We start from the raw sequence: 18,209 nt of genomic DNA, 5'->3' as shown, positions 1-18,209 counted from the left end.
CCCTCCAATGGCCGCCAGTGACCGACGTCTGTCTCATCGGCTCGGACGATTCCGTCCTCCGGTACGAGTTGCTCTCGCGCGAGACCGCCCGCGAGGCCCTCTCGACGTACGACCTCTGGGAACCGTTCGAGAACGCCATCGCCTGCCGGACGGTGAGCGTCGGGGCAGCCGTCTCGCTCTGTAACGACCTGAACTGGTACCTCGTGCGGTTCGTCGACGACGTGTTCGTCCGCGAACCCTCCATCGTCGAGGACGAGTGGCTCTCCCGGGACCTCGCGACACAGGTCAGAAACGATGCAGTCAAGCCCGACGAGACCGGGCAGTACTGCAAGATGTACGGAGTCCTGGCGAACGAGGAGGGGCCGCCGTCGCTGGTCGAACCGCTGTTCGTGCAACGGACCGACGACGGCCTGCCCGAGTACGACCTCCACCCGGACGTGGACGAGACGGTCGTCGTCCGGGTGAGCGCGGAGGAGTTCGGCGCATGACCGGGGGCCACGGGGTCGCCCAGGTCGACGGTCGACGCATCCACTACCGGCGGGCCGGCGTCTCCGGCCCGGTCGTCGTGCTCCTGCACGGCGGCGGCGTCGACGACGCGGGACTGTCCTGGAAACTGACCATCGAGGAACTGGCCGACGCGGGCTACCGGGTGTACGCCCCGGACTGGCCGGGCTACGGCGACAGCGACCCGCACGCCGAGCCGTCCATCGCGAGCTACGTCGAGGTGCTGGAGGGATTCTGTGAGGCGCTCGCGTTCGACAGCGTCTCGCTGGTCGGCATCTCGATGGGCGGGGCGGCCGCCCTCGGCTACACGCTCGCGCACCCCGAGCGCGTCGAGAAGCTCTCGCTCGTGGACAGCTACGGGCTGGGGTCGACCGTCCCGGCCGGCTCGGTCTGGTACACCCTCGCCCACCTGCCAGGGGCGAACGCGGCCGGCTGGTCGATGATGGGCGTCTCGAACGAGGCCGCCGCGCTCGGGCTCGGGAGCGTGGTCCACGACCCGAACGCGGTGCCCGGGGCGTTCGTCTCGGACGTCCGCCAGCGCGCCAGCGAGACCGGCGCGGGCCGGGCGTTCACGAGGTTCCAGCGCAACGAGATCGGGCCCGGCGGCCGCGTGAAGACGAACTACGCGGACCGCCTCGACGAACTCGACCTGCCGGTCCTGCTCGTCCACGGCGAGGGCGACCCCCTGTTCCCGGTGGGGTGGTCGCGCCGCGCCCACGACCGCATCGCGGACTCGGAACTGGTCGTGTTCGAGGACTGCGGGCACTGGACGCCCCGCGAGAAACCACTCCTGTTCAACACGGCCCTGGTCGAGTTCCTGCGCCGCGGCACGGGCGGGGACGCGGTGGCGGGGACCGCGACGGTCGAGAGCTGACCGCTCCCCCGAGACACTTCCCCGGCCGTCAGTCGAACAGCCCGAGCGACATGTATCGCTCGCCGGAGTCCCAGAAGACGGTGACGACGAGCGGGCAGTCGTCGTAGTCGCCGCCGTCGGCCTCGAGCGCCTCCTCGCCCTCCTCGCGGAGTTCCGCCGGCCCCGGCGGGCACTCGGCCTCGGGGTCCGCGATGCGTTCTGCCACCCGGTTCGCGACGACGTGCATCGCGCCGGAGGACTGGCCGACGAGGATGCCCTCCTCGCGGGCGAGCCGGCGACACGCGGCCTCCGCCTCGTCGAGTTCGACCGTCTCTATCTCGTCGATGAGGTCGGTGTCGAGGTTGTCGCTGACGAAGCCGGGGCCCATGCCCTGGAAGTCGTCGCTCCCGGCCTCGCCGGTCGAGAGGACCGCGTTCGAGGCGGGTTCGACGGCGACGGCGGTCATGTCCGGGAACTCCTCTTTCAGCCGCTTCACGTTGCCGGAGAAGGTGCCGCCGGTGCCGACGCCGGCGACGAAGTAGTCTATCTCGCGGTCGCCGACCTGTTCGAGTATCTCTTCGGCGGTCGTCCGGTAGTGTGCCCGCGGGTTCGCCGGGTTCTCGAACTGGCGGAGCTGGACCGCGCCCTCTTCTTCCTCTATCTCGTCGGCACGCGCCCGGGCCGTGGTCATGTCGCCGGTGACGAGTTCGATGTCGGCCCCGTACGCCTCCATGATCTCGCGGCGCTCCTGGGACATGTCGTCGGGCATGACGATGGTGATGTCGTAGCCCTTCGCGGCCGCGACCATGCAGAGCCCGATACCGGTGTTCCCGCTCGTCGGCTCGACGAGGCGGTCGCCCGGGGAGAGCTCGCCGGCCTGCTCGGCCGCCCGGACCATCTCGCGGGCCGGCCGGTCCTTCGCCGACCCGCCCGGATTGAACGACTCGACCTTCGCGGCGACCGTGACGCCGGGGGGCGAGGAGACCTGGACGAGTGGCGACCCGATGGCGTCCAGAATGCTCTGGTACATACCACGGGATTGTGCGGCCACGGATAAACCACCCGTGGACTCCGGCAGGACGTGCCCCGGCCGTCAGGGCCGGTCCCGCGAGACGCGGGCCGGGACTTCGACGCCGACGAGGCCGCCCAGGAAGTCCCGGTACACCGCGACCGCGTCGGGGACGCCCGCGAGGCTCACGACCGGGTTCACGTCGACCACGACCCAGTCGGCGGTCGCCTCGGCGGTGGAGGTGACGAGCGTCCCGGCTGGCACCTGACTGCCTGCGCCGAGCCGGACCGCGTCGAGTTCGAACACGCGGAGGCCGAACAGGTGCCTGACCCGCCGGACGATGGACTCGAGGCCGGGGTCGAGTGGCACCGACGCCAGCCCCGCCGGCGACTCGCGAACCGCCCGGACCGCCTCGCCGACCACGTGGACCTTCACGCTGGCGGTGTGCGGGACGTACGCCTCGACCAGTCGCTCGCCGTCGTACCGGACCGGCCCCGCCGTGACGAACTCGTGGTCGTGGCTGTGCTCGCGCCCCTCCTCGCGGGTCTTCACGAGAACCGGTGGTGTGAGCGAGACGGTCGCCGCGGACCCGAACTCGGCCCGGGGGACCGGCACCCCGGCGTGGACGAGCGCCTCGTGCCGGGCGAGCCGGTCGCTGGTCTGCCCGACCGCGGCCGCCGGGTTCACCGTCTCGATGCCGGCGGCGGCCGCCCGGTCGAGGTCGGCCAGCGACGCGGGCCGTCGCTTGGCCGCGTGGAACAGGTCCAGCCCGAGGGTCGCGAGGTCGTGGTGCTCGCGCTCCGGGTCCAGCCAGACCACCGCAGCGTGGTCGGCGAGCGATTCGAACGCCCGGCGCTTGCGCGGGTTGCCGCGGTCGCGCCAGTACGAGAGACCGATGCGAGGGCGAGACGACTGCAAAACTGGTGAAGAAAGGAGACGACCCGTGATAAACGGTGGCGCGACAGCGTTATGTCTCGTCGCACCTAGCCACAGTCGACTGATGGACGCCGACGATGGGACGTCGACGGTGGGCGGCCGGAACCCCGGGTTCGCGGCCGCGGCAACGACCGACTGGCTCGCCGGTGACGGGTCGGGACCGAGCGGGTTCGCCGCCGGCGACTCGTTCGCCGACGTTCCCCTGCGGCGGGACGGCCCGGCGCTGCTCGCACGCTTCGCAGAGCCAGCGACGACAGAGCCCGCGAGCATCGCGGTCGTCTCCGACGTGCACCTCTCGACGCGCGAGACCGGCTCGTGGAAGGTGTTCCACCGGACCGAGACGTTGCTCCGGCGGGCCGTCGCCGACCTGAACGACCACGACGTCGACCTCGTGGTGTTCACCGGCGACCTCACCGAGAACGGCGCGACCGCGGACTTCGAACTCGTGAGCGACGTGCTCGGCGAGTTGGACCACGAGTTCGTCGCGGTCCCCGGCAACCACGACGTGCCGAAGACCTTCGACGAGCACGCCGTGCCGCCCCTCTCGCGCTTCGAACGCGAGTACACCCCGGGTGGGTTCCCCTTCACCGTGGAGGCCGGCGGTGTCTCCATCCTCGGGCTGAACACGGCGCACGCCCCCGACGGCTCGCTGGACGACACCCACGAGGGGACCGTCTCGCCCGACCAGCGCGCGTGGCTGGCCGACGAGTTGCCCCGCCACGACGCGCCCCTCGTGGTCGGCCACCACAACCTGCCGGGACTGCTCGACGCGACCGGCGGGCACTCCTGGCGCGGCTCCTTCCCGATGCGCGACCCGGGCCCCTTCGCGGACGTGCTCGCCGGCGGTGGCGCCCCCCTGTACCTCTCCGGGCACCTCCACGTCCCGGCCGTCGCGGCCACCGCGGGCGTCCGCGAACTCGTCTCCCCCGCCGTCTGCTCGTTCCCGCAGGCGTACCTCGTCCTCGAGGTCGGCCCCGCCGGCACGAGCGTCTGGCACGTCCCCGTGGCGACCCGGGCCGACGCCACCGAGGCGCTCGACCTCGCCCACGCCTACAGCGAGCGCAGCCGGATGGTCGCCGGCATCGTCCGCCGGCAGACCGGCGCGTACCCCCTCGTGGACGAACTCGCGCCCGCGGACGAGCCGGGGTCGCCCGCCGCGACCGGCGAATGTGACTAACGTCTATTTTTTACTGCTCGGTGGCGAATCGGTGCGCATGGAACTCGAGACGATGCGCCCGACCCCGACGTGGGACGGCGCAGGCTACGAGGACAGCCTCGACGTGTGGCGCGCCCTCGCCGACGACATCGTGGTGAAGGTGTGGGGCGGCGACTGGTGCAAGGACTGCCGCAGCCAGCTCCCGGACTTCGGTGCGGCGCTGGCCGAGGCCGAGGTCGACGACGTCGAACACTACCCGGTCGAGAAGGCGGACGACGGCTCGAAGGTCGGCCCCGGCGTCGAGGAGTACGGCATCGAGTACATCCCGACGATCGTCGTCGAGGACGCCGACTCCGGCGAGGAACTCGCCCGGTTCGTCGAGGAGGAGGACCGGCCCATCGCGGTGTGGCTGGCCGAGGAACTCGAACAGTACGTCTGAGACGCCGTCTCCCGTTCTGCCGAACCGCTCGTCTCAGAGGTTCTCCTGCGCCCAGTCGATAGCCTCGCGGACGCTGTCGGTCGGCGGCGAGCAGGTGAACTGCTTGCAGGCGTAGACGGTCGGCCCGTCACGGGCCTCGCGGTCGGCCCAGACCGGCGGCGCCTCGTCGCAGTCGAGGTCGGCCAGCCAGCCCTCGAACGTCTCCTCGTCGGCCGGCCGGGGCGCCAGCAGACGCAGGGGCAGGTACGTCTCGGCGAGCGTCTCGCGCCACTCCTCGGGGCGCTCGTCGGCGACGAGGGTCAACTCGAGGTCGCCCGTGTTCCAGCGGTCCGCCGCCAGCACCAGCGAGGCGTACTCCAGCGGGCTGGACTCGATGCGGCCGCCGTGCGTGGTGAGCACCGACTCGACGACCGTCTCGAAGTCGTCCTCGGGCGCGAAGTGCGAGAGCGAGAGCAACACGTCGAGGGTGACGCCCAGCGAGGAGGGCGTCGACTGGTCGCGCAGTTCCTGCGGGCGGGCGACGAGGTCCTCGCCGCCGGCCGGCGTGAAGAAGACGGTCTCCTGCTCACTATCCCAGAACTCGCGCTCGATGGTCCGGGCGAGGTCGAGTGCGAAGTCGAGGTGGGCGTGGTCCCCGGTCGCCTGGTAGAGGTCGAAGGCGCCGCGGGCGAGGAACGCGTAGTCCTCGAGGTAGCCCTCGCCCTTCACGTCGCCGTCGGCGAAGCGGCGGGTCAGCCGGTTCGACTCCTCGTCCCACAGGTGCTCGCGGACGAACGCGAGGGCCTGCTCGGCGGGCTCTGCGTAGCCCTTATCGAGGACGATGGCGGCCTCGGCGAACGCAGAGAGCATCAGGCCGTTCCATCCGGCGAGGACCTTGTCGTCGCGGCGGGGTCGCGGGCGCTCTTCGCGGGCCTCGAAGATGGTCTGCTTCGCGTCGGCGAGGCGTGCCTCCACCTCGGCCTCGGGCAGGTCGTGGTCCTCGGCCAGCTGCTCGATGCTCGCCGAGAGCGTCAGCACGGTCTGGCCGTTCTCGAAGTTGCCCTTGCTCGTGACGCCGTAGCGGTCGCAGAACAGCTCGGCGTCCGTCTCGTCGTCGAGCACGTCCTGCACCTGTTCCGGCGTCCAGACGTAGAACGCGCCCTCCTCCTGCTCGCCCTCGGCGTTCGCGGACTGGGCGTCGAGCGTCGCGAAGAAGCCGCCGTCGTCGTGCTGGAGCTCGCGGGTGACGAACTCCAGGGTCTCCTCGACGCGGTCGCGGTAGCGCTCTTCACCCGTGACCTGGTAGCCCGCGAGGAAGATCCGGGAGAGTTCGGCGTTGTCGTACAGCATCTTCTCGAAGTGGGGCACCGTCCAGTCGCGGTCGGTGCAGTAGCGGTGGAAGCCACCGCCGACGTGGTCGTAGAGGCCGCCGTCGCCCATCGCGTCGAGGTTCGCCGTGACGGCCTCGCGGAAGCCCTCGCGCCCGGAGCGGTCGAAGGCGCGCAGGAGGACGTGCAGGCGAGCCTCCTGCGGGAACTTCGGCCCGGAGTTGCCGAAGCCGCCGTACTCGGCGTCGACGCTGCGCATCAGCGAGCCGGCGGCGTCGGAGAGGATGTCCTCGCCGGGGGCGTCCTCGCCCGGCGATTCGACGTCCTCCAGCTGGTCCTTCGCCACCCGGGTCCACTGCTCGGCCCGGTTCGCCATCTCCTCGCGCTGCTCCGGGTCGTTCCAGGACTCCGCGACGTTCTCCAGCAGGGAGAGGAAGCCGGGCATGTTGCGCCTGGCCTCCCGCGGGAAGTACGTCCCGACGTAGAAGGGCTTGCCCTCGGGTGTGAGCCACACCGAGAGGGGCCAGCCACCGCGGCCCGTGACGGCCTGACAGACCGTCTGGTAGATGGAGTCGAGGTCGGGGCGCTCCTCGCGGTCGACCTTGATGGGGACGAAGTGTTCGTTCAGGACCTCGGCGACGGCCTCGTCCTCGAAGCTCTCGTCCTCCATGACGTGACACCAGTGACACGCCGAGTAGCCCACCGAGAGGAAGATGGGTCTGTCCTCCTCGCGGGCTTTCGAGAGGGCGGCCTCGTCCCACGGCTGCCAGTTGACGGGGTTGTCCGCGTGCTGTCGGAGGTACGGCGATGCCTCCTCGTCGAGCCGGTTCCGCGCGGTTGGGTCACTCATGCCTCCCCCTTGGCTCGTCAGCCGGTAAAAGCGTGCGACTCGGGAGGCCGACGGTTCCCGTCGCCCACACGACCCAGCGCCGGGGAACCGACACGAACGTGTATAGTTCTGCTCGCGGGAAGGGCAACCTTTACACTCTCATGCGTACCGGTATCGCGTATGTCCGATACCCTCTTGCTCGTCGGCGGCGGCGGGCGCGAGCACGCCATCGCCCGGGCGCTCGACGAGTCTCCCGACCGAGACGAGTTCGACCTGTACGCCTGCGCCGGCAACCGCAACCCCGGCATCGCCCGTATCGCCGCGGGCTTCGAGACACTGGACACGAGCGACCCCGACGCGGTCGTCGCCTACGCCGAGGAGGTCGGCGCGACGCTGGCCGTCATCGGGCCGGAGAAACCCCTCGCCGAGGGCGTCGTCGACGCGCTCGAAGCCGCCGGCGTCTACGCCTTCGGGCCGAAGCAGGCCGACGCCCGCATCGAGGTGGACAAGTCGTTCCAGCGCGAGTTCATGGCCGAGCACGACATCCCCGGCTGCCCGGACTACGCCGTCTTCGACGACATGGAGGCCGCCTGCGAGTACATCGACGAGTACGACGGCGACCTCGCCGTCAAGCCCGCCGGCCTGACCGGCGGCAAGGGCGTCCGCGTCACCGGCGACCAGATCACCAAGGAGGAGGCCAAGGCGTACCTCCGTGACTCCGACTACGAGACGGTCGTCCTCGAGGAGCGCCTCGTGGGCGAGGAGTTCACCATCCAGGCCATCGTCGCCAACGACGACGTGCTCATCACGCCCGCCGTGCAGGACCACAAGCGCGCCTACGAGGGCGACGAGGGCCCCAACACGGGCGGCATGGGCAGCTACACCGACGCGAGCTTCCAGCTCCCGTTCATGACCGAGGCCGACAGCGTCGAGGCCCTGAACGTCCTCCGGTCGACCGTCGAGGCCCTCGACGACTACCGCGGCATCCTCTACGGCCAGTTCATGCTGACCGCGGAGGGCGTGAAGGTCGTCGAGTTCAACGCCCGGTTCGGCGACCCCGAGGCGATGAACACCCTCCCGGTCCTGAACACGGACTTCTACGAGATTCTGACGAAGGCCCGCGACGGCGAGCCCCTGCCGGAGCTCGACTTCCAGGAGAAGGCGACGGTCTGCAAGTACGCGACCCCCGCCGGCTACCCGACGAACCCGGAGGCCGGCACGAAGATCACCGTCGATGAAGACAGCGCGGGCGACGCGCTACTGTACTACGCCTCCGTCGACGAGCGCGACGACGGCATCTACACGACCACCTCGCGCGCCTTCGCGGTCGTCGGCGTCGCCGACACCATCGCCGCGGCGGAGGAACAGGCCGAGGACGCGCTGGCCGTCGCCGGCGAGGACGGCCTGCACATCCGCCACGACATCGGCAAGGCCGACCTCGTCCAGCGCCGCATCGACCACGTCGCCGAACTGCGCGGCGAGTAAGCCGACCCCTACGCCGCCGTCCCTTCTTCCCGGCGCTCGAACGCCGCCTGAACCGCCTCGCTCACGTCCAGCGCGTCCAGCTCGGCGGCCACGTCCACGTCGTCGAACCTGCCCCCGTCGCGCTGCTGGAGCACCCGGACGTGGTACAGGTACGACAGGCGTACCAGCCACAGGGCGTGCTCGAAGTCGTCGGAGGACTCGATGTAGTAGGTGGTCCACCCCGAATCGGTGAGCAGGTGGTGGACGCCGGTCTCGCCCGCCTCGACCAGCCGGTCCCGGAGCGCCTTCAGGTAGGAGATGTCGAGCATCCCCGAGTCGTGGACGTGGCCGATCTCCCGCGAGTCAACGAGGAAGGCGGTTCCGCCGTAGCGGTGTGCCTCCTGCCTGACGTGCGGCCAGTCCGTCACCGTCTCAACGAGCGATTCCACGACGTCCCCGATGAGTCCGGACGAGTCTGCCATGGCACCTCTAGGGCTGCTGCGGGAATCAACACGTCGCCGGCGGGCGCCGACCCGGCGGCCCGTCCGGCCGCGCGACCGGGGTGTTCATGGCCCCCGGCGCCGAAGCCGACCCCGTGAGCGACGACGAGTCCCGTCACGAACGCGTGACCGCGCACCCGACGCCTGGCCCGCTGAACTCCCTGCAGCACTGGCCGGACGCGAAGTCACCGCTCCGGGTGGCGTTCAACTACGCCGTCGTCTGGCTCGTCCGTATCTCGCCCTCCCTCCGGCTGAAGAACTGGCTGCTCGGCCTGCTCGGCGTCACCGTCGGCGAGGGCGTCTCGTGGGGGCTTGAGGCCACGCCCGACGTGTTCTGGCCCGAGCACATCACATTGGGCGACCACGTCATCGTCGGGTACGACGCCACCGTGCTCTGTCACGAGTTCCTGCAGGACGAGTATCGCGTCGGTGACGTGGTCGTCGGCGACCGGGCGATGATCGGCGCCGGCGCCATCGTCCTCCCCGGCGTCGAGATCGGCGAGGGCGCACAGGTCGCGGCGAACTCACTGGTCACCGAGGACGTGCCGGCAGGAGAGACCGTGGCCGGGGTGCCGGCCCGCCCGATGAGCGACTGGGCGATGCGCGACGCCGACGGCGACGACTGAGGCAGAAGCAGCGACTGGCGGCGACTACTCCCGGATCCTGACCACGCCGTTCTCGAAGACGCGGTTGTTCGGCACGATGTACTCCGTGCCACCGGACTCTATCTGGGTCACGAACAGGTCGACCTCCTGGACGACGCCCTGCTTGTCGCCGATCTCCACCTCGTCGCCGATGCCGTACGGCTGGCGCAGGAGCAGGTACATCCCGGCCGCGCTGGCCCGCAGGAAGTCCCGGAACGCCAGCCCGCCGAGGAAGATGAGCGCGAACAGGTACGCCGCGAGCAGGACGATGAGCGCGAGCATGTTCACGCCGATCTGGCTCAGCGCGACGAGGAACGCGATGTAGATGACGCTGTACTTCACGAGCCGCGGCAGGAGATTCACCTCGGGGAGTTTCACGCCGCGCAGGCGCTCGCTGGTCAACAACTCGGCCTTGTCGGCCGCGACGAAGCCGACGATGAGGACGAAGATGGCGATGAAGACGTCGGGGACGAACCAGACGATGCTCAGCCAGAACTGGTCGGTCCGGATGATGTTCGCGACGTGGACCGCCGCGAGCACCGCGATACCGTAGATGAACCACGAACTCAGCCGCGCGACGATGTCGACCGTCGAGGTGCCCAGACTGCGCGCACTCGACTCGAACGGCGTCCCCTCGACCATGTCCGGGACGCCCGCCGCCCGGAGCAGGCGCTTGTTCAGTTTCCCGACGAGGATGCCGACGACGACCCCCGCGACGATGACGCCGAGGGCGAGTACGAGCGGTTCCTGCAACAGTGCGCTCAGGTCCAGCCCGGTGCCGTTCCCGGTCGACGTCCCGGTTCCGGTGGTCGTGGTCCCGTCCTGTAGCAACGGGACGCCACCGGAGAGCGTGTCCGCTCGGCCCGCGGTCGACAGCCACCCGAGCATCGTCAGTAGTCCTCCGGGTCGATCTCGAGCAGCAACTCGCCGCTCTTGAACGCCCGAACCAGTCCGTCGCTCTCGGAGAGCACGATGGCCGTCGCGTTCGTGTCACGCGTCACCGCGCCCGCGGCCATGTGCCTGGCACCGAGGCCCTTCGGGATGTCGACGCCCTCCGCCGACGGTTCGAGGTAGCGGTAGGCGCTGACGATCTTCCCCGAGTCCGAGATGACGAACGCGCCGTCCAGTCGGGAGAACTCCTTCAGCATCACGTTCACGATGGGGTCGCCCACGTGCACGTGGCTCTTCTCGAAGGGGTTGTACGAGAGCGGGCGAGACTTGTTCATGACCTTCCCCGCGTCGCCGACCACGAACAGCGCGCCGACGGGCTTGCCCTTCTGGCCCTTCTTCCCGAGTTCGACCGCGAGCTCGAGCACGTTCTTGATGACGTTCGGCTCGGCCCGGGAGTTCGAGAACAGGTCGTACACGCCGGACTGCTTCGAGGCGTCGGCCCTGACCCGCGAGATGGTGTCGATACCACTGTCGAAGACGCTCGTCGCACAGAGCAACACGTCCCCGTCGTCGAGGAGCCCCGCGTCGAGCGCCCCCTCGAGTCCGAAGCGCACCCGCTCGGCGACGTTCTCGAACTCGAGTGGCAACTCGACGAACGAATCGGCGTCGACCGTGTTCTCCGTCCCGACGACGACAACCTCCGGCTCCTCCAGCTCCGAGAAGCGCTCGAAATACGAGCCACTCGGTGAGAAGAGCACTATCGCGTCGACGTCTGCGAGTATCTCGCCGAACAGCTCGCCCAGGTTCGCCATTGGGCGTAAGAACTAACCCGGGGTGAAAAAGGTTTGTGGGCTTGGTACGAAGGGCCCCGTCTCTTTCAGGCGGTCGTGTTCGTACTTTCCTGCCAGATGACGCTGTTCGTCGGCACGTGCACCACCAGTATCGTCACCCGGTCGCCCTGGGTCACGTTCGGCAGATCGACCGCGAGCCGCTCGCCCGCGGCCAGGACGCCGTCCGTCGACGCGGTCGTGACGAGCTCGCCCTCCGCGCTCGATTTGTTCACCATCCCCTCGACCCCTTCGAGGTTGGCCGACGTGAGAGCGCTCCCGGACGCCCGCAACGCGACCAGCCGGACCTGACTGTCGTTGCCGTGGTTCCGGATGACCACCTCCAGGTTCTGCATCTCCAGTTTCTCTCCCCCGTTGACCGTCACCGCCACCGTCCCGTCGCTCGCCGAGACCGGCTCCAGGTTCGCGTGCATCTGCGGCGACGGCTGGCGCTTCTCGTCCGCGAAGTCCAGCGCGTACACGCTCGCCGTGACGGCCATTATCAGTACGATGCCGACCATGAGCACCGTACTCACGACCGACGAGACACCCCGCCTCGATTGCATGCCCGAAGACTCGTCGTTTCGATATATGTTTCTGGTGGCCGATTCAGCCGTGAGATAGTGTGTCAGGCCTGCTGAAGGATTCCTATCCGGACGTGACGTGTGCAAGAAGAGTCTCTGTGGCAGGAGTGTCGGGTGTGTCGAGAGGACCGGTGCGACCGGATTCGAACCTCACTCGCTCCGCTTGCGCTTCGCAGCGAAACAGACCTGGGCTGCGCAGTCGGTGACTGGGGTTCCAGAACAGGTAGCTCTGTTGAAGTCTCTAGAGCCTACCAGAATTCAGGTGACACACGCAGAGGGTGACTCCATCATCGACGGTGGACCCGCATACTGACCCTGGTGTTTATACTATTCTTCCGTATATATTCGATATATGAGATTTGGAAGAACGAGTCGACTCCTCAATACCCACGGTGTCAATGCAATAATCCTCTCGGTAGCTGGCTTCGTGACGGTGATTGTCGGGGTACAGCAGGGGATTTTCCACGTTGCACCGGGGTACCAGGGGACGATTAACGCCGGTGGGGAAGCACTCGGTCGGCGAGAGTGGTTGCTCGCAGGAGTAGGAGCCGTTGGGGTTGTTGGGGCGGCTTTGTCCATCCGGAGGAAGCGTCTCTCCGTCGTGCCAGTTGTGGGAGGAGGAATCGTCCTATTCGAGGTGTTCCGGACGATTATTATCGCCTGGAATGCGCTCCCCTATCCGCTTTTCACGGAAACGACCTACCGAAGGTCTGGGGAGCCCGTCATGTTCATTCTCGGCGCAGAGCCCTTCATGCTCATCGCCGGTGGATCTCTCCTTTTCGGCGCCGGAATCGCCGGGATACGAGGGTCTACCCACCGAGAGGATGGTGATGAGATGTCGTCACCGCCATCGACCTCGGCCTAGTGTAGGTTCCTGGTTTTCGGCGTTAGAATCGGTCCAGTGCTGATGACGATCGCCGTGGTCTCTCGCTGGTAGTCAACCAGAACAACCCCGCAGGACTGGTTCAGCGTGCCACTCGTAGCGATTCACTCTCGGCCGACTCGCGCCCTGTATTCATCACGACCTTGACCGAGGACCGGCGAGCTGTCAGTAACGGCGCGCAAGATACAGAGGATGCAGTCAGCAGGGCGCAGATTGGTTCGACCTGCTTCGATTTCAGCCAACGACATTAAATTGAATAGCTAAATATGGAGCAGACCCTATCAGGACGAACCGGTATGCCCCCTCGGTCAATGGCTGCTGGAGGTTGGATGCGTTGACTTCTAGTGCCTGCTCTGAGAGGGTAATTTGCTCAGTGCGTGACTTCCCAGCTCCGAGTTGAGTCAGGCAGAGTTGATAGAACCGCTCTCCCGTCCATGTCACGTGCTTCCACCCCTTGCTGGTCTGGTATTGGAGTGCCCATGGGTTCTTACATCCCAGGGAGACGGACGAATCGCTGGTATTCGTGACTTCGAACTCGATGGTGTCCCCCAGATGGACAGGGCGATCGGTGAGTGAAAGTCTCAAATCGTCTCGGTAGTAAACTATCGGCTCCTGATCGAGGTACTCTGGACCTGAACCCTCCGAACCAAGGACAGTACATCCAGATATTGCGACCACACTTGTCCCGAACGAGGCCAATACTGTCCGACGTTTCATAGCCGCACGAACAGCGTACTACGATGAATCCTTTGGGGTATGTCAGCCATTTCTGGATTACCTGCCAGAGGCAATCCATCCGTGACCGATTCGCGCCCTCTATCCAGCAGAGCTACTGAAATCTATCACCTATTGAGAGGTTCGACAGGGCCGAACAGGTGGGACCGGATTTGAACCTCACTCGCTCACTTCGTTCGCTCGCTGGTTCAGAATCCGGTCCGTCCGATTGCTGCCGCTCACGAGTTGTTCGCGGCAGCAATGCGTGGGACCGGATTTGAACCGGCGGACTCCTACGAGACAGCGTCCTAAGCGCTGCGCCGTTTCCTGGCTTGGCTACCCACGCGCGACTCCGACTTTTCCGCTGGAAAGTAAGAACCTGTCGGGTTCGGTCCGGTGGTTTAAGTCCCCGAAGGCAGTACGGCGGGGTATGTACAGCGCACGAGACCGGGTGGACAACGAGGAGTGGCTGGCCGAGCTCCAGACCGCTGCCGACCGGCTCGAACTCGACGCTGACGCGCGGTCGTACGCGGTGGACCTCTTTCTCTCGTCGGTGCCGGAGTCCGAGCGGTCGAAGAAACCGGCGATGGCGGCGAGTCTCTACGCGGGGGCGCTCATCGCGAGCGACGGGCGCTCACAGACGGAGGTGGCCGAGGCTGCCGGCGTCTCGCGGTTGTCCATCCAGCAACGGTGGAAGGACGTGCTCGAATCGGCAGGGCTCGAACCGCCGTCGTGGTGAGGAGCGAACTCAGCGGGTGGCTTCGCGGCCCTTGCGCTCGGGCGTGAGGTTCCCGTGTTCGTCGATCTCGCCGTTGACGATGCGGGTACTGGAGATGATGTCGCCGTCCTCGGCGAGCACGTGGTCGACGACCGCTATCTCGAGGGGGTCGTGCCCGCGGTCCTCGCGGATCTCGTTGATCTTTCTGGCGCCGTCGACCGTCTCGGGTGAGACGACGAGGTAGTCGAACTGGGGTTCGGTCGCGATGCCCGTGGGTTCGGTGAGTTCGCGGACCTCGAACTCGCGCTCCATGCCCCGGGACATGGCGGCGAGTTCGGCCTCCAGGTCGCGCTTTCGCTCGTCGTATGACCGGACGTACCGGTCGACGTTCCGTGTCTTCGGGGCGAGCGTGTCGCTCGTCAGTCCGACGGTGACGTCTCCGAGTTCGAACGCTCGCTCGAAGAGGGCACGATGGCCGTCGTGCACGGGGTCGAACGTCCCGCCCAGCGCAACCTTCATGGACGGTGCAATGCCTGCCCTCGCAATAAAAGAGTCGGAAACAGCAGGTTACTCGGCGGACGTGGAGCCGTCGTCGCTGGCGCCTGCGTCGTCGGATTCGGCGTCGGACTCGTCGGCCTCGTCGTCCCCGTCGTCGACCTCCTCGACGGTGATGGTCACGGGTTCGCTGGTGCGCTCGTCGTCCGCCTCGTGGCCCTCGCGGTCGAGCATCTTGTCGAGGTTGAAGACGGTGTTGAGCTCCTCCTGGACCTGCCCGACGATGCCACTGACGAGTTCGCTCGGCGGGATGGCGGTGTACTCGTAGGGGTTGTTGCCCGCGCCCTTGCTCTGGCGCTTCTCGCGGTGGACGACCTCCTCCTCGTGGAGGGCCGCGAGCGCCTCACGGACCGTACTCGGGTAGAGGCCGGTGCCCTGGGCGATCTCCTCGCTCGTGCTCCCCGGCCGCTTCTGCAGGAAGACGTAGATCTTCGCGCGCGTCTCGGTGTCGAGCACCCAGGAGAGCAGGTCGACCAGCCCCTGGTCGAAGCCCTCGACGGCGCGGTCGCGCCCCTCTTCGATGCGCTCGCGGGGGGTTCGCTCCTCGCCGGCGTCGCTCTCTGTCCCGTGGTCCTCGGAATCAGTGGTATCGTCCGCAGACATGTCCTCTCAAGAAGGACAAAAGGAACCTGGCAGTAAAAACCCATTGCTCGGGTGGCACGCCCGGCCTGCTCAGAGCACGAGCGACTCGCACACCGCGTCGAGCCCCTCCTGCTCGTGGAGGCGACGCTGTCGGCTCGCTCCGCTCTCGTCGTCGTATATCTCGCGGATGCCGGTCACGCCGAGGCGCTCGCACTCGGTGTCGACGACCTCGCCGAGCGAGACGGTGCCGGAGGCGTCGGGCGCGACGAAGGCGGCGTCGTGGCCGTGGCGGATGGCCCGCCACTTGTTCTCGTCGAGGACTTCCCGGCGCAGCCCCTCCTCGCCGGTCCCGGTCTCGCCGTCCTCGAAGCGCGCCGAGAGGTCCTCGACCAGCGCCTTCGTGTACTCGACGAACGCCATGACCACGTCGGGGTCGGCGTTCGCGTCGGGGGCGCGGACCTCGACGGTCCCGTGGGCCGAGTGCGGGCGCACGTCGTACCACAGCTCGCCGCGGTCGTTGATCGAGTCGGTGTCGATGAGGAGGTTCTCGAAGCGCTGGTACTCCTCGAAGTCCGCGAATCGGGTCGGCATCCCCGTGTTGGGGAGGTTCTCGAATATCTTCGCCCGCGCCGAGGCGAGCCCGGTGTCGAAGCCGTTCCAGTACGGCGAGTTCGCCGAGAGCGCCAGCATCACGGGCAGGTACCAGCGCAGCTCGTTCGACACCCAGACCGCCTTGTCGGCGTCGTCGACGCCCACGTGGACGTGCAACCCTGCCGTCGTATTCCGGTGCTGTGGGTACTGGATGCGGTCGAGTTGCGCCCGGTAGCGCGGCTTCTGGGCGTGCTCGAGTTCGCGCCACTTCGCGGCCGGGTGCAGCCCCGCGGCCGCGACCCGGTAGCCGTGCTCGGCCGCGTACCCCGTCAGCGCCTCGCGGACCGCGTGCAACTGGTCCGAGGCCTCCGCGAGCGACTCGCACTTCGGCGTCTGCGTCTCGATGACCGTCTTGAACAGCTCGTGGTCGATGCGGTCCTCGAGGAGTTCCGGCGGGTCGCCCTCGTAGACCAGTGCGTCGCTCCCCGAGACGGGGCGGCCACGCTCGTCGACGACGAAGAACTCTTCCTCGATACCGAGCGTTCCCTCCTCGGCGAACACGTCAGGCGACCCTCGCTCCATCGGACCGTGGTTCGCGGCGACAACTAAAAAGCCGTTTGGAGTCGGGCGTTCCTACCGCGGACGCGCCACGACGCCGAGATGGTCGTCGTGGAGCGGGTCGAGTCGCTCGGTCGCGAGTATCTCGTACTCCTCTTTCATGTCCGAGAGGACGGCGTCGAACACGTCGCTCGGGTCGCCGGTCACGTCCTCGCTGCGGGCCTTGATGGCCGCGACCAGCCGGCCGTCGTCCGCGAGGAACTGCCGGTTCCGGCAGGCGACCTCGCCCTGCCCGCGCGTCGCCACGTCCTGCACGATGGCGTCGACCTCGCTCTCGACGACGTGGGCGTAGGTGTCGGGCTTGCGGGCGTCCTTGAGGAGCGGGAACAGGTTCGGGCGGTCCTCGGCGACGCCGACGAGCTGCCGGGTCGGGCGCGCCGCGAACTCGACCGCGTAGGTGGGGCCGGCGAAGTCGGCGACGTGGCTGACGGTCGTCCCGCTGGCCGCCCCGAGGTAGAGCACCGTGTCCCCGCCGGCGAGGCCGGTGTCGACCTCGCGGGCGAACAGCGCCCCGAGCTTCGAGCGACCCGGGTCCCACGCGCGCCACTCGCCGTCGGTCGGCTCGCCGTAGACCGGCGTCCCCTTCGTCGCGAGCCGCTCGTCGCCCGAGATGGTGCGTCGCTCGACGCCGTCGGGCAGACGGCCCGACGAGCCCCCGCTCGCTTCGCTCGCGGGGACGCCTTCAGGGAGCGTCATTCGCCGTCACCCCCGTCGGCGCCGGCGGCACCGTCCTCGGCACGTGCCTGTATCGTCGCGATGCGCTCGTCGAGTTCCGCGTCGAGTTCGGGCTTGCGCTCGCCGGAGTAGTGGTCCACGCGGGCCGCGATGCTCAACTTCCCGGCGAGTGCGCGGGCGGCCGACCCGCGGTCCTCCGGGCGCGTCCCGCGGACGTACTCGTGGGTGAAGATGACGCCGTGCTTCGGCGAGGAGGCGTGTCCCCGCAGATGGGCGAACAGGGCGTCCTCCGCGCCGAGGACCTGCACCGTCCCGCTCGGCTTCTTCGCCAGCGACTCCAGCCCGCCCGCCAGCGAGATGAGCCGCGCCGCGAGCACCGGCCCCGCCAGCGCCGCGAGGTTCGGCGCGACCTCGGGTGCCCGCGTCTCGACGTAGGACTCCAGGTCGTCCGCCTCGTTGGCCAGAGCGACGACGCGCTCGGCCAGCGAGACGACCTGCGTCTCGTCCGGGCCGGCCGGGTTGCGACCGGCGAGGTCCCGGGCGTACTGGATGCCGGCCCGGTCGTCGTCGAACAGCGCGTTCGCCCACTCGCTGGTGCGCTCGGCCAGCTCGTTCGCGGTGCGCAGGCAGTCGTCCATCGCCCGCACCGCGTGGACCAGTTGCTGGTCGCCGGCGCGCTCGCGCTCGGTCGCGGCGGCCCGCGTGGCGGTGACCGTCGCCTCGTGGAGCGCCGCGTAGTAGTCGTCCTCGTCCGCCGCGAAGCCGGACTCGACGGCCTGTGCCGGCCAGTCCGCGGGTGCCGCCGCGGCGCCGGACCGGATGGCGTCGGCGGCGGCGTCCGTCTCGTCGCGGTCCAGGCCGGCGAACCAGCCCGACCCCGGTGCGTCCTCGCTCATGTGGCGGTCGTATACGCCCGGTCTGTAAAGGCGT

At 68.3% G+C, this 18,209-nt stretch carries 20 protein-coding genes and 1 tRNA gene; 8 read left to right on the top strand and 13 right to left on the bottom strand.

What is annotated here, in order from left to right; genetic code table 11:
* The first annotated feature begins 17 nt into the window (after positions 1-17).
* Positions 18-488 carry a DUF5804 family protein gene (locus tag NOV86_RS02875; RefSeq protein WP_267639722.1) on the top strand — a complete coding sequence of 157 codons (471 nt, stop codon included), beginning with the start codon at positions 18-20 and terminating at the stop codon, positions 486-488.
* Entirely contained in the window at positions 485-1,378 is an 894-nt protein-coding gene (locus tag NOV86_RS02870; RefSeq protein ID WP_267639721.1) for an alpha/beta fold hydrolase, read from the top strand. Before NOV86_RS02875 ends, NOV86_RS02870 begins: the two co-directional genes overlap by 4 nt.
* A gap of 28 nt (positions 1,379-1,406) precedes the next feature.
* On the opposite strand, the gene NOV86_RS02865 is transcribed toward NOV86_RS02870, so the two are convergent.
* Together NOV86_RS02865 and NOV86_RS02860 are read right to left on the bottom strand one after the other, a co-directional pair.
* On the bottom strand, positions 1,407-2,387 hold the full coding sequence (locus NOV86_RS02865) for a PLP-dependent cysteine synthase family protein (protein ID WP_267639720.1): 981 nt from the start codon (positions 2,385-2,387) through the stop codon (positions 1,407-1,409).
* A 63-nt stretch (positions 2,388-2,450) separates the two neighbouring features.
* Positions 2,451-3,284: an ATP-grasp domain-containing protein gene (locus NOV86_RS02860; protein ID WP_267639719.1), complete on the bottom strand. Its 834-nt coding sequence runs from the start codon at positions 3,282-3,284 to the stop codon at positions 2,451-2,453.
* Between the two features lie 82 nt (positions 3,285-3,366).
* On the opposite strand from NOV86_RS02860, the gene NOV86_RS02855 reads away from it, so the two are divergent.
* The gene (locus tag NOV86_RS02855; protein WP_267639718.1) at positions 3,367-4,479 is read left to right on the top strand and encodes a metallophosphoesterase family protein; all 1,113 of its coding nucleotides are present in this window, start codon (positions 3,367-3,369) and stop codon (positions 4,477-4,479) included.
* Between the two features lie 37 nt (positions 4,480-4,516).
* Entirely contained in the window at positions 4,517-4,897 is a 381-nt protein-coding gene (locus NOV86_RS02850) for a TlpA family protein disulfide reductase (RefSeq protein ID WP_267639717.1), read from the top strand.
* Positions 4,898-4,930: 33 nt separating this feature from the next.
* On the opposite strand, the gene NOV86_RS02845 is transcribed toward NOV86_RS02850, so the two are convergent.
* Positions 4,931-7,054: a thioredoxin domain-containing protein gene (locus tag NOV86_RS02845; RefSeq protein ID WP_267639716.1), complete on the bottom strand. Its 2,124-nt coding sequence runs from the start codon at positions 7,052-7,054 to the stop codon at positions 4,931-4,933.
* Positions 7,055-7,213: 159 nt separating this feature from the next.
* Here NOV86_RS02845 and purD point away from each other — a divergent pair, with 159 nt between their 5' ends.
* The gene (gene purD, locus NOV86_RS02840) at positions 7,214-8,518 is read left to right on the top strand and encodes a phosphoribosylamine--glycine ligase (protein WP_267639715.1); all 1,305 of its coding nucleotides are present in this window, start codon (positions 7,214-7,216) and stop codon (positions 8,516-8,518) included.
* Positions 8,519-8,526: 8 nt separating this feature from the next.
* On the opposite strand, the gene NOV86_RS02835 is transcribed toward purD, so the two are convergent.
* On the bottom strand, positions 8,527-8,979 hold the full coding sequence (locus NOV86_RS02835) for a luciferase domain-containing protein (RefSeq protein WP_267639714.1): 453 nt from the start codon (positions 8,977-8,979) through the stop codon (positions 8,527-8,529).
* A gap of 86 nt (positions 8,980-9,065) precedes the next feature.
* Between NOV86_RS02835 and NOV86_RS02830 the strand changes: the two genes are divergently transcribed.
* Positions 9,066-9,623 (top strand): acyltransferase, encoded by a 558-nt coding sequence (locus NOV86_RS02830; protein ID WP_267639713.1) that lies wholly within the window; start codon positions 9,066-9,068, stop codon positions 9,621-9,623.
* A gap of 24 nt (positions 9,624-9,647) precedes the next feature.
* On the opposite strand, the gene NOV86_RS02825 is transcribed toward NOV86_RS02830, so the two are convergent.
* The 3 genes from NOV86_RS02825 to NOV86_RS02815 form a co-directional block, all read right to left on the bottom strand.
* Positions 9,648-10,412, bottom strand: a complete 765-nt coding sequence (locus tag NOV86_RS02825) for a mechanosensitive ion channel domain-containing protein (RefSeq protein ID WP_368408753.1) — start codon at positions 10,410-10,412, stop codon at positions 9,648-9,650.
* A 119-nt stretch (positions 10,413-10,531) separates the two neighbouring features.
* Complete coding sequence (dacZ, locus tag NOV86_RS02820) at positions 10,532-11,344, bottom strand: diadenylate cyclase DacZ (RefSeq protein WP_267639711.1); 813 nt, start codon at positions 11,342-11,344, stop codon at positions 10,532-10,534.
* A gap of 65 nt (positions 11,345-11,409) precedes the next feature.
* Positions 11,410-11,925 (bottom strand): archaellin/type IV pilin N-terminal domain-containing protein, encoded by a 516-nt coding sequence (locus NOV86_RS02815; RefSeq protein WP_267639710.1) that lies wholly within the window; start codon positions 11,923-11,925, stop codon positions 11,410-11,412.
* A gap of 370 nt (positions 11,926-12,295) precedes the next feature.
* Here NOV86_RS02815 and NOV86_RS02810 point away from each other — a divergent pair, with 370 nt between their 5' ends.
* Positions 12,296-12,808, top strand: a complete 513-nt coding sequence (locus NOV86_RS02810) for a hypothetical protein (RefSeq protein WP_267639709.1) — start codon at positions 12,296-12,298, stop codon at positions 12,806-12,808.
* Between the two features lie 994 nt (positions 12,809-13,802).
* On the opposite strand, the gene NOV86_RS02805 is transcribed toward NOV86_RS02810, so the two are convergent.
* A tRNA-Leu gene (locus NOV86_RS02805) sits at positions 13,803-13,886 on the bottom strand.
* 84 nt (positions 13,887-13,970) lie between these two features.
* Here NOV86_RS02805 and NOV86_RS02800 point away from each other — a divergent pair.
* Positions 13,971-14,279 carry a transcription initiation factor IIB family protein gene (locus NOV86_RS02800; RefSeq protein ID WP_267639708.1) on the top strand — a complete coding sequence of 103 codons (309 nt, stop codon included), beginning with the start codon at positions 13,971-13,973 and terminating at the stop codon, positions 14,277-14,279.
* Between the two features lie 9 nt (positions 14,280-14,288).
* On the opposite strand, the gene NOV86_RS02795 is transcribed toward NOV86_RS02800, so the two are convergent.
* From NOV86_RS02795 to NOV86_RS02775, 5 genes are all read right to left on the bottom strand, one after another.
* Positions 14,289-14,777, bottom strand: a complete 489-nt coding sequence (locus tag NOV86_RS02795) for a phosphopantetheine adenylyltransferase (protein ID WP_267639707.1) — start codon at positions 14,775-14,777, stop codon at positions 14,289-14,291.
* Between the two features lie 48 nt (positions 14,778-14,825).
* Positions 14,826-15,416 (bottom strand): helix-turn-helix domain-containing protein, encoded by a 591-nt coding sequence (locus tag NOV86_RS02790; protein WP_267639706.1) that lies wholly within the window; start codon positions 15,414-15,416, stop codon positions 14,826-14,828.
* Between the two features lie 69 nt (positions 15,417-15,485).
* Entirely contained in the window at positions 15,486-16,568 is a 1,083-nt protein-coding gene (locus NOV86_RS02785) for a glutamate--cysteine ligase (protein ID WP_267639705.1), read from the bottom strand.
* A 51-nt stretch (positions 16,569-16,619) separates the two neighbouring features.
* Positions 16,620-17,300: a fibrillarin-like rRNA/tRNA 2'-O-methyltransferase gene (locus NOV86_RS02780; RefSeq protein WP_267639704.1), complete on the bottom strand. Its 681-nt coding sequence runs from the start codon at positions 17,298-17,300 to the stop codon at positions 16,620-16,622.
* A complete protein-coding gene (locus tag NOV86_RS02775; protein ID WP_267639703.1) occupies positions 17,297-18,175 on the bottom strand; it encodes an NOP5/NOP56 family protein in 879 nt (292 codons plus the stop codon). The genes NOV86_RS02780 and NOV86_RS02775 overlap by 4 nt, the downstream gene beginning before the upstream one ends.
* Between the last annotated feature and the right edge of the window lie 34 nt (positions 18,176-18,209).

The sequence above is a fragment of the Haloarchaeobius amylolyticus genome (genome assembly GCF_026616195.1).
Taxonomy (GTDB): Archaea; Halobacteriota; Halobacteria; order Halobacteriales; family Natrialbaceae; genus Haloarchaeobius; species Haloarchaeobius amylolyticus.
Note: the sequence above shows the minus strand (reverse complement) of the source record. Positions and strands in the feature narration are given on the sequence as shown.

What these genes read in the sequence shown, in the direction of transcription:
- NOV86_RS02800 (WP_267639708.1), top strand. Translation starts at nt 13,971, where the DNA reads ATGTACAGCGCACGAGACCGGGTGGACAACGAGGAGTGGCTGGCCGAG.
- dacZ (WP_267639711.1), bottom strand. Translation starts at nt 11,344, where the DNA reads ATGGCGAACCTGGGCGAGCTGTTCGGCGAGATACTCGCAGACGTCGAC.
- NOV86_RS02790 (WP_267639706.1), bottom strand. Translation starts at nt 15,416, where the DNA reads ATGTCTGCGGACGATACCACTGATTCCGAGGACCACGGGACAGAGAGC.
- NOV86_RS02835 (WP_267639714.1), bottom strand. Translation starts at nt 8,979, where the DNA reads ATGGCAGACTCGTCCGGACTCATCGGGGACGTCGTGGAATCGCTCGTT.
- NOV86_RS02850 (WP_267639717.1), top strand. Translation starts at nt 4,517, where the DNA reads ATGGAACTCGAGACGATGCGCCCGACCCCGACGTGGGACGGCGCAGGC.
- NOV86_RS02795 (WP_267639707.1), bottom strand. Translation starts at nt 14,777, where the DNA reads ATGAAGGTTGCGCTGGGCGGGACGTTCGACCCCGTGCACGACGGCCAT.
- purD (WP_267639715.1), top strand. Translation starts at nt 7,214, where the DNA reads ATGTCCGATACCCTCTTGCTCGTCGGCGGCGGCGGGCGCGAGCACGCC.
- NOV86_RS02870 (WP_267639721.1), top strand. Translation starts at nt 485, where the DNA reads ATGACCGGGGGCCACGGGGTCGCCCAGGTCGACGGTCGACGCATCCAC.
- NOV86_RS02845 (WP_267639716.1), bottom strand. Translation starts at nt 7,054, where the DNA reads ATGAGTGACCCAACCGCGCGGAACCGGCTCGACGAGGAGGCATCGCCG.
- NOV86_RS02785 (WP_267639705.1), bottom strand. Translation starts at nt 16,568, where the DNA reads ATGGAGCGAGGGTCGCCTGACGTGTTCGCCGAGGAGGGAACGCTCGGT.
- NOV86_RS02780 (WP_267639704.1), bottom strand. Translation starts at nt 17,300, where the DNA reads ATGACGCTCCCTGAAGGCGTCCCCGCGAGCGAAGCGAGCGGGGGCTCG.
- NOV86_RS02815 (WP_267639710.1), bottom strand. Translation starts at nt 11,925, where the DNA reads ATGCAATCGAGGCGGGGTGTCTCGTCGGTCGTGAGTACGGTGCTCATG.
- NOV86_RS02775 (WP_267639703.1), bottom strand. Translation starts at nt 18,175, where the DNA reads ATGAGCGAGGACGCACCGGGGTCGGGCTGGTTCGCCGGCCTGGACCGC.
- NOV86_RS02855 (WP_267639718.1), top strand. Translation starts at nt 3,367, where the DNA reads ATGGACGCCGACGATGGGACGTCGACGGTGGGCGGCCGGAACCCCGGG.
- NOV86_RS02810 (WP_267639709.1), top strand. Translation starts at nt 12,296, where the DNA reads ATGAGATTTGGAAGAACGAGTCGACTCCTCAATACCCACGGTGTCAAT.
- NOV86_RS02865 (WP_267639720.1), bottom strand. Translation starts at nt 2,387, where the DNA reads ATGTACCAGAGCATTCTGGACGCCATCGGGTCGCCACTCGTCCAGGTC.
- NOV86_RS02830 (WP_267639713.1), top strand. Translation starts at nt 9,066, where the DNA reads ATGGCCCCCGGCGCCGAAGCCGACCCCGTGAGCGACGACGAGTCCCGT.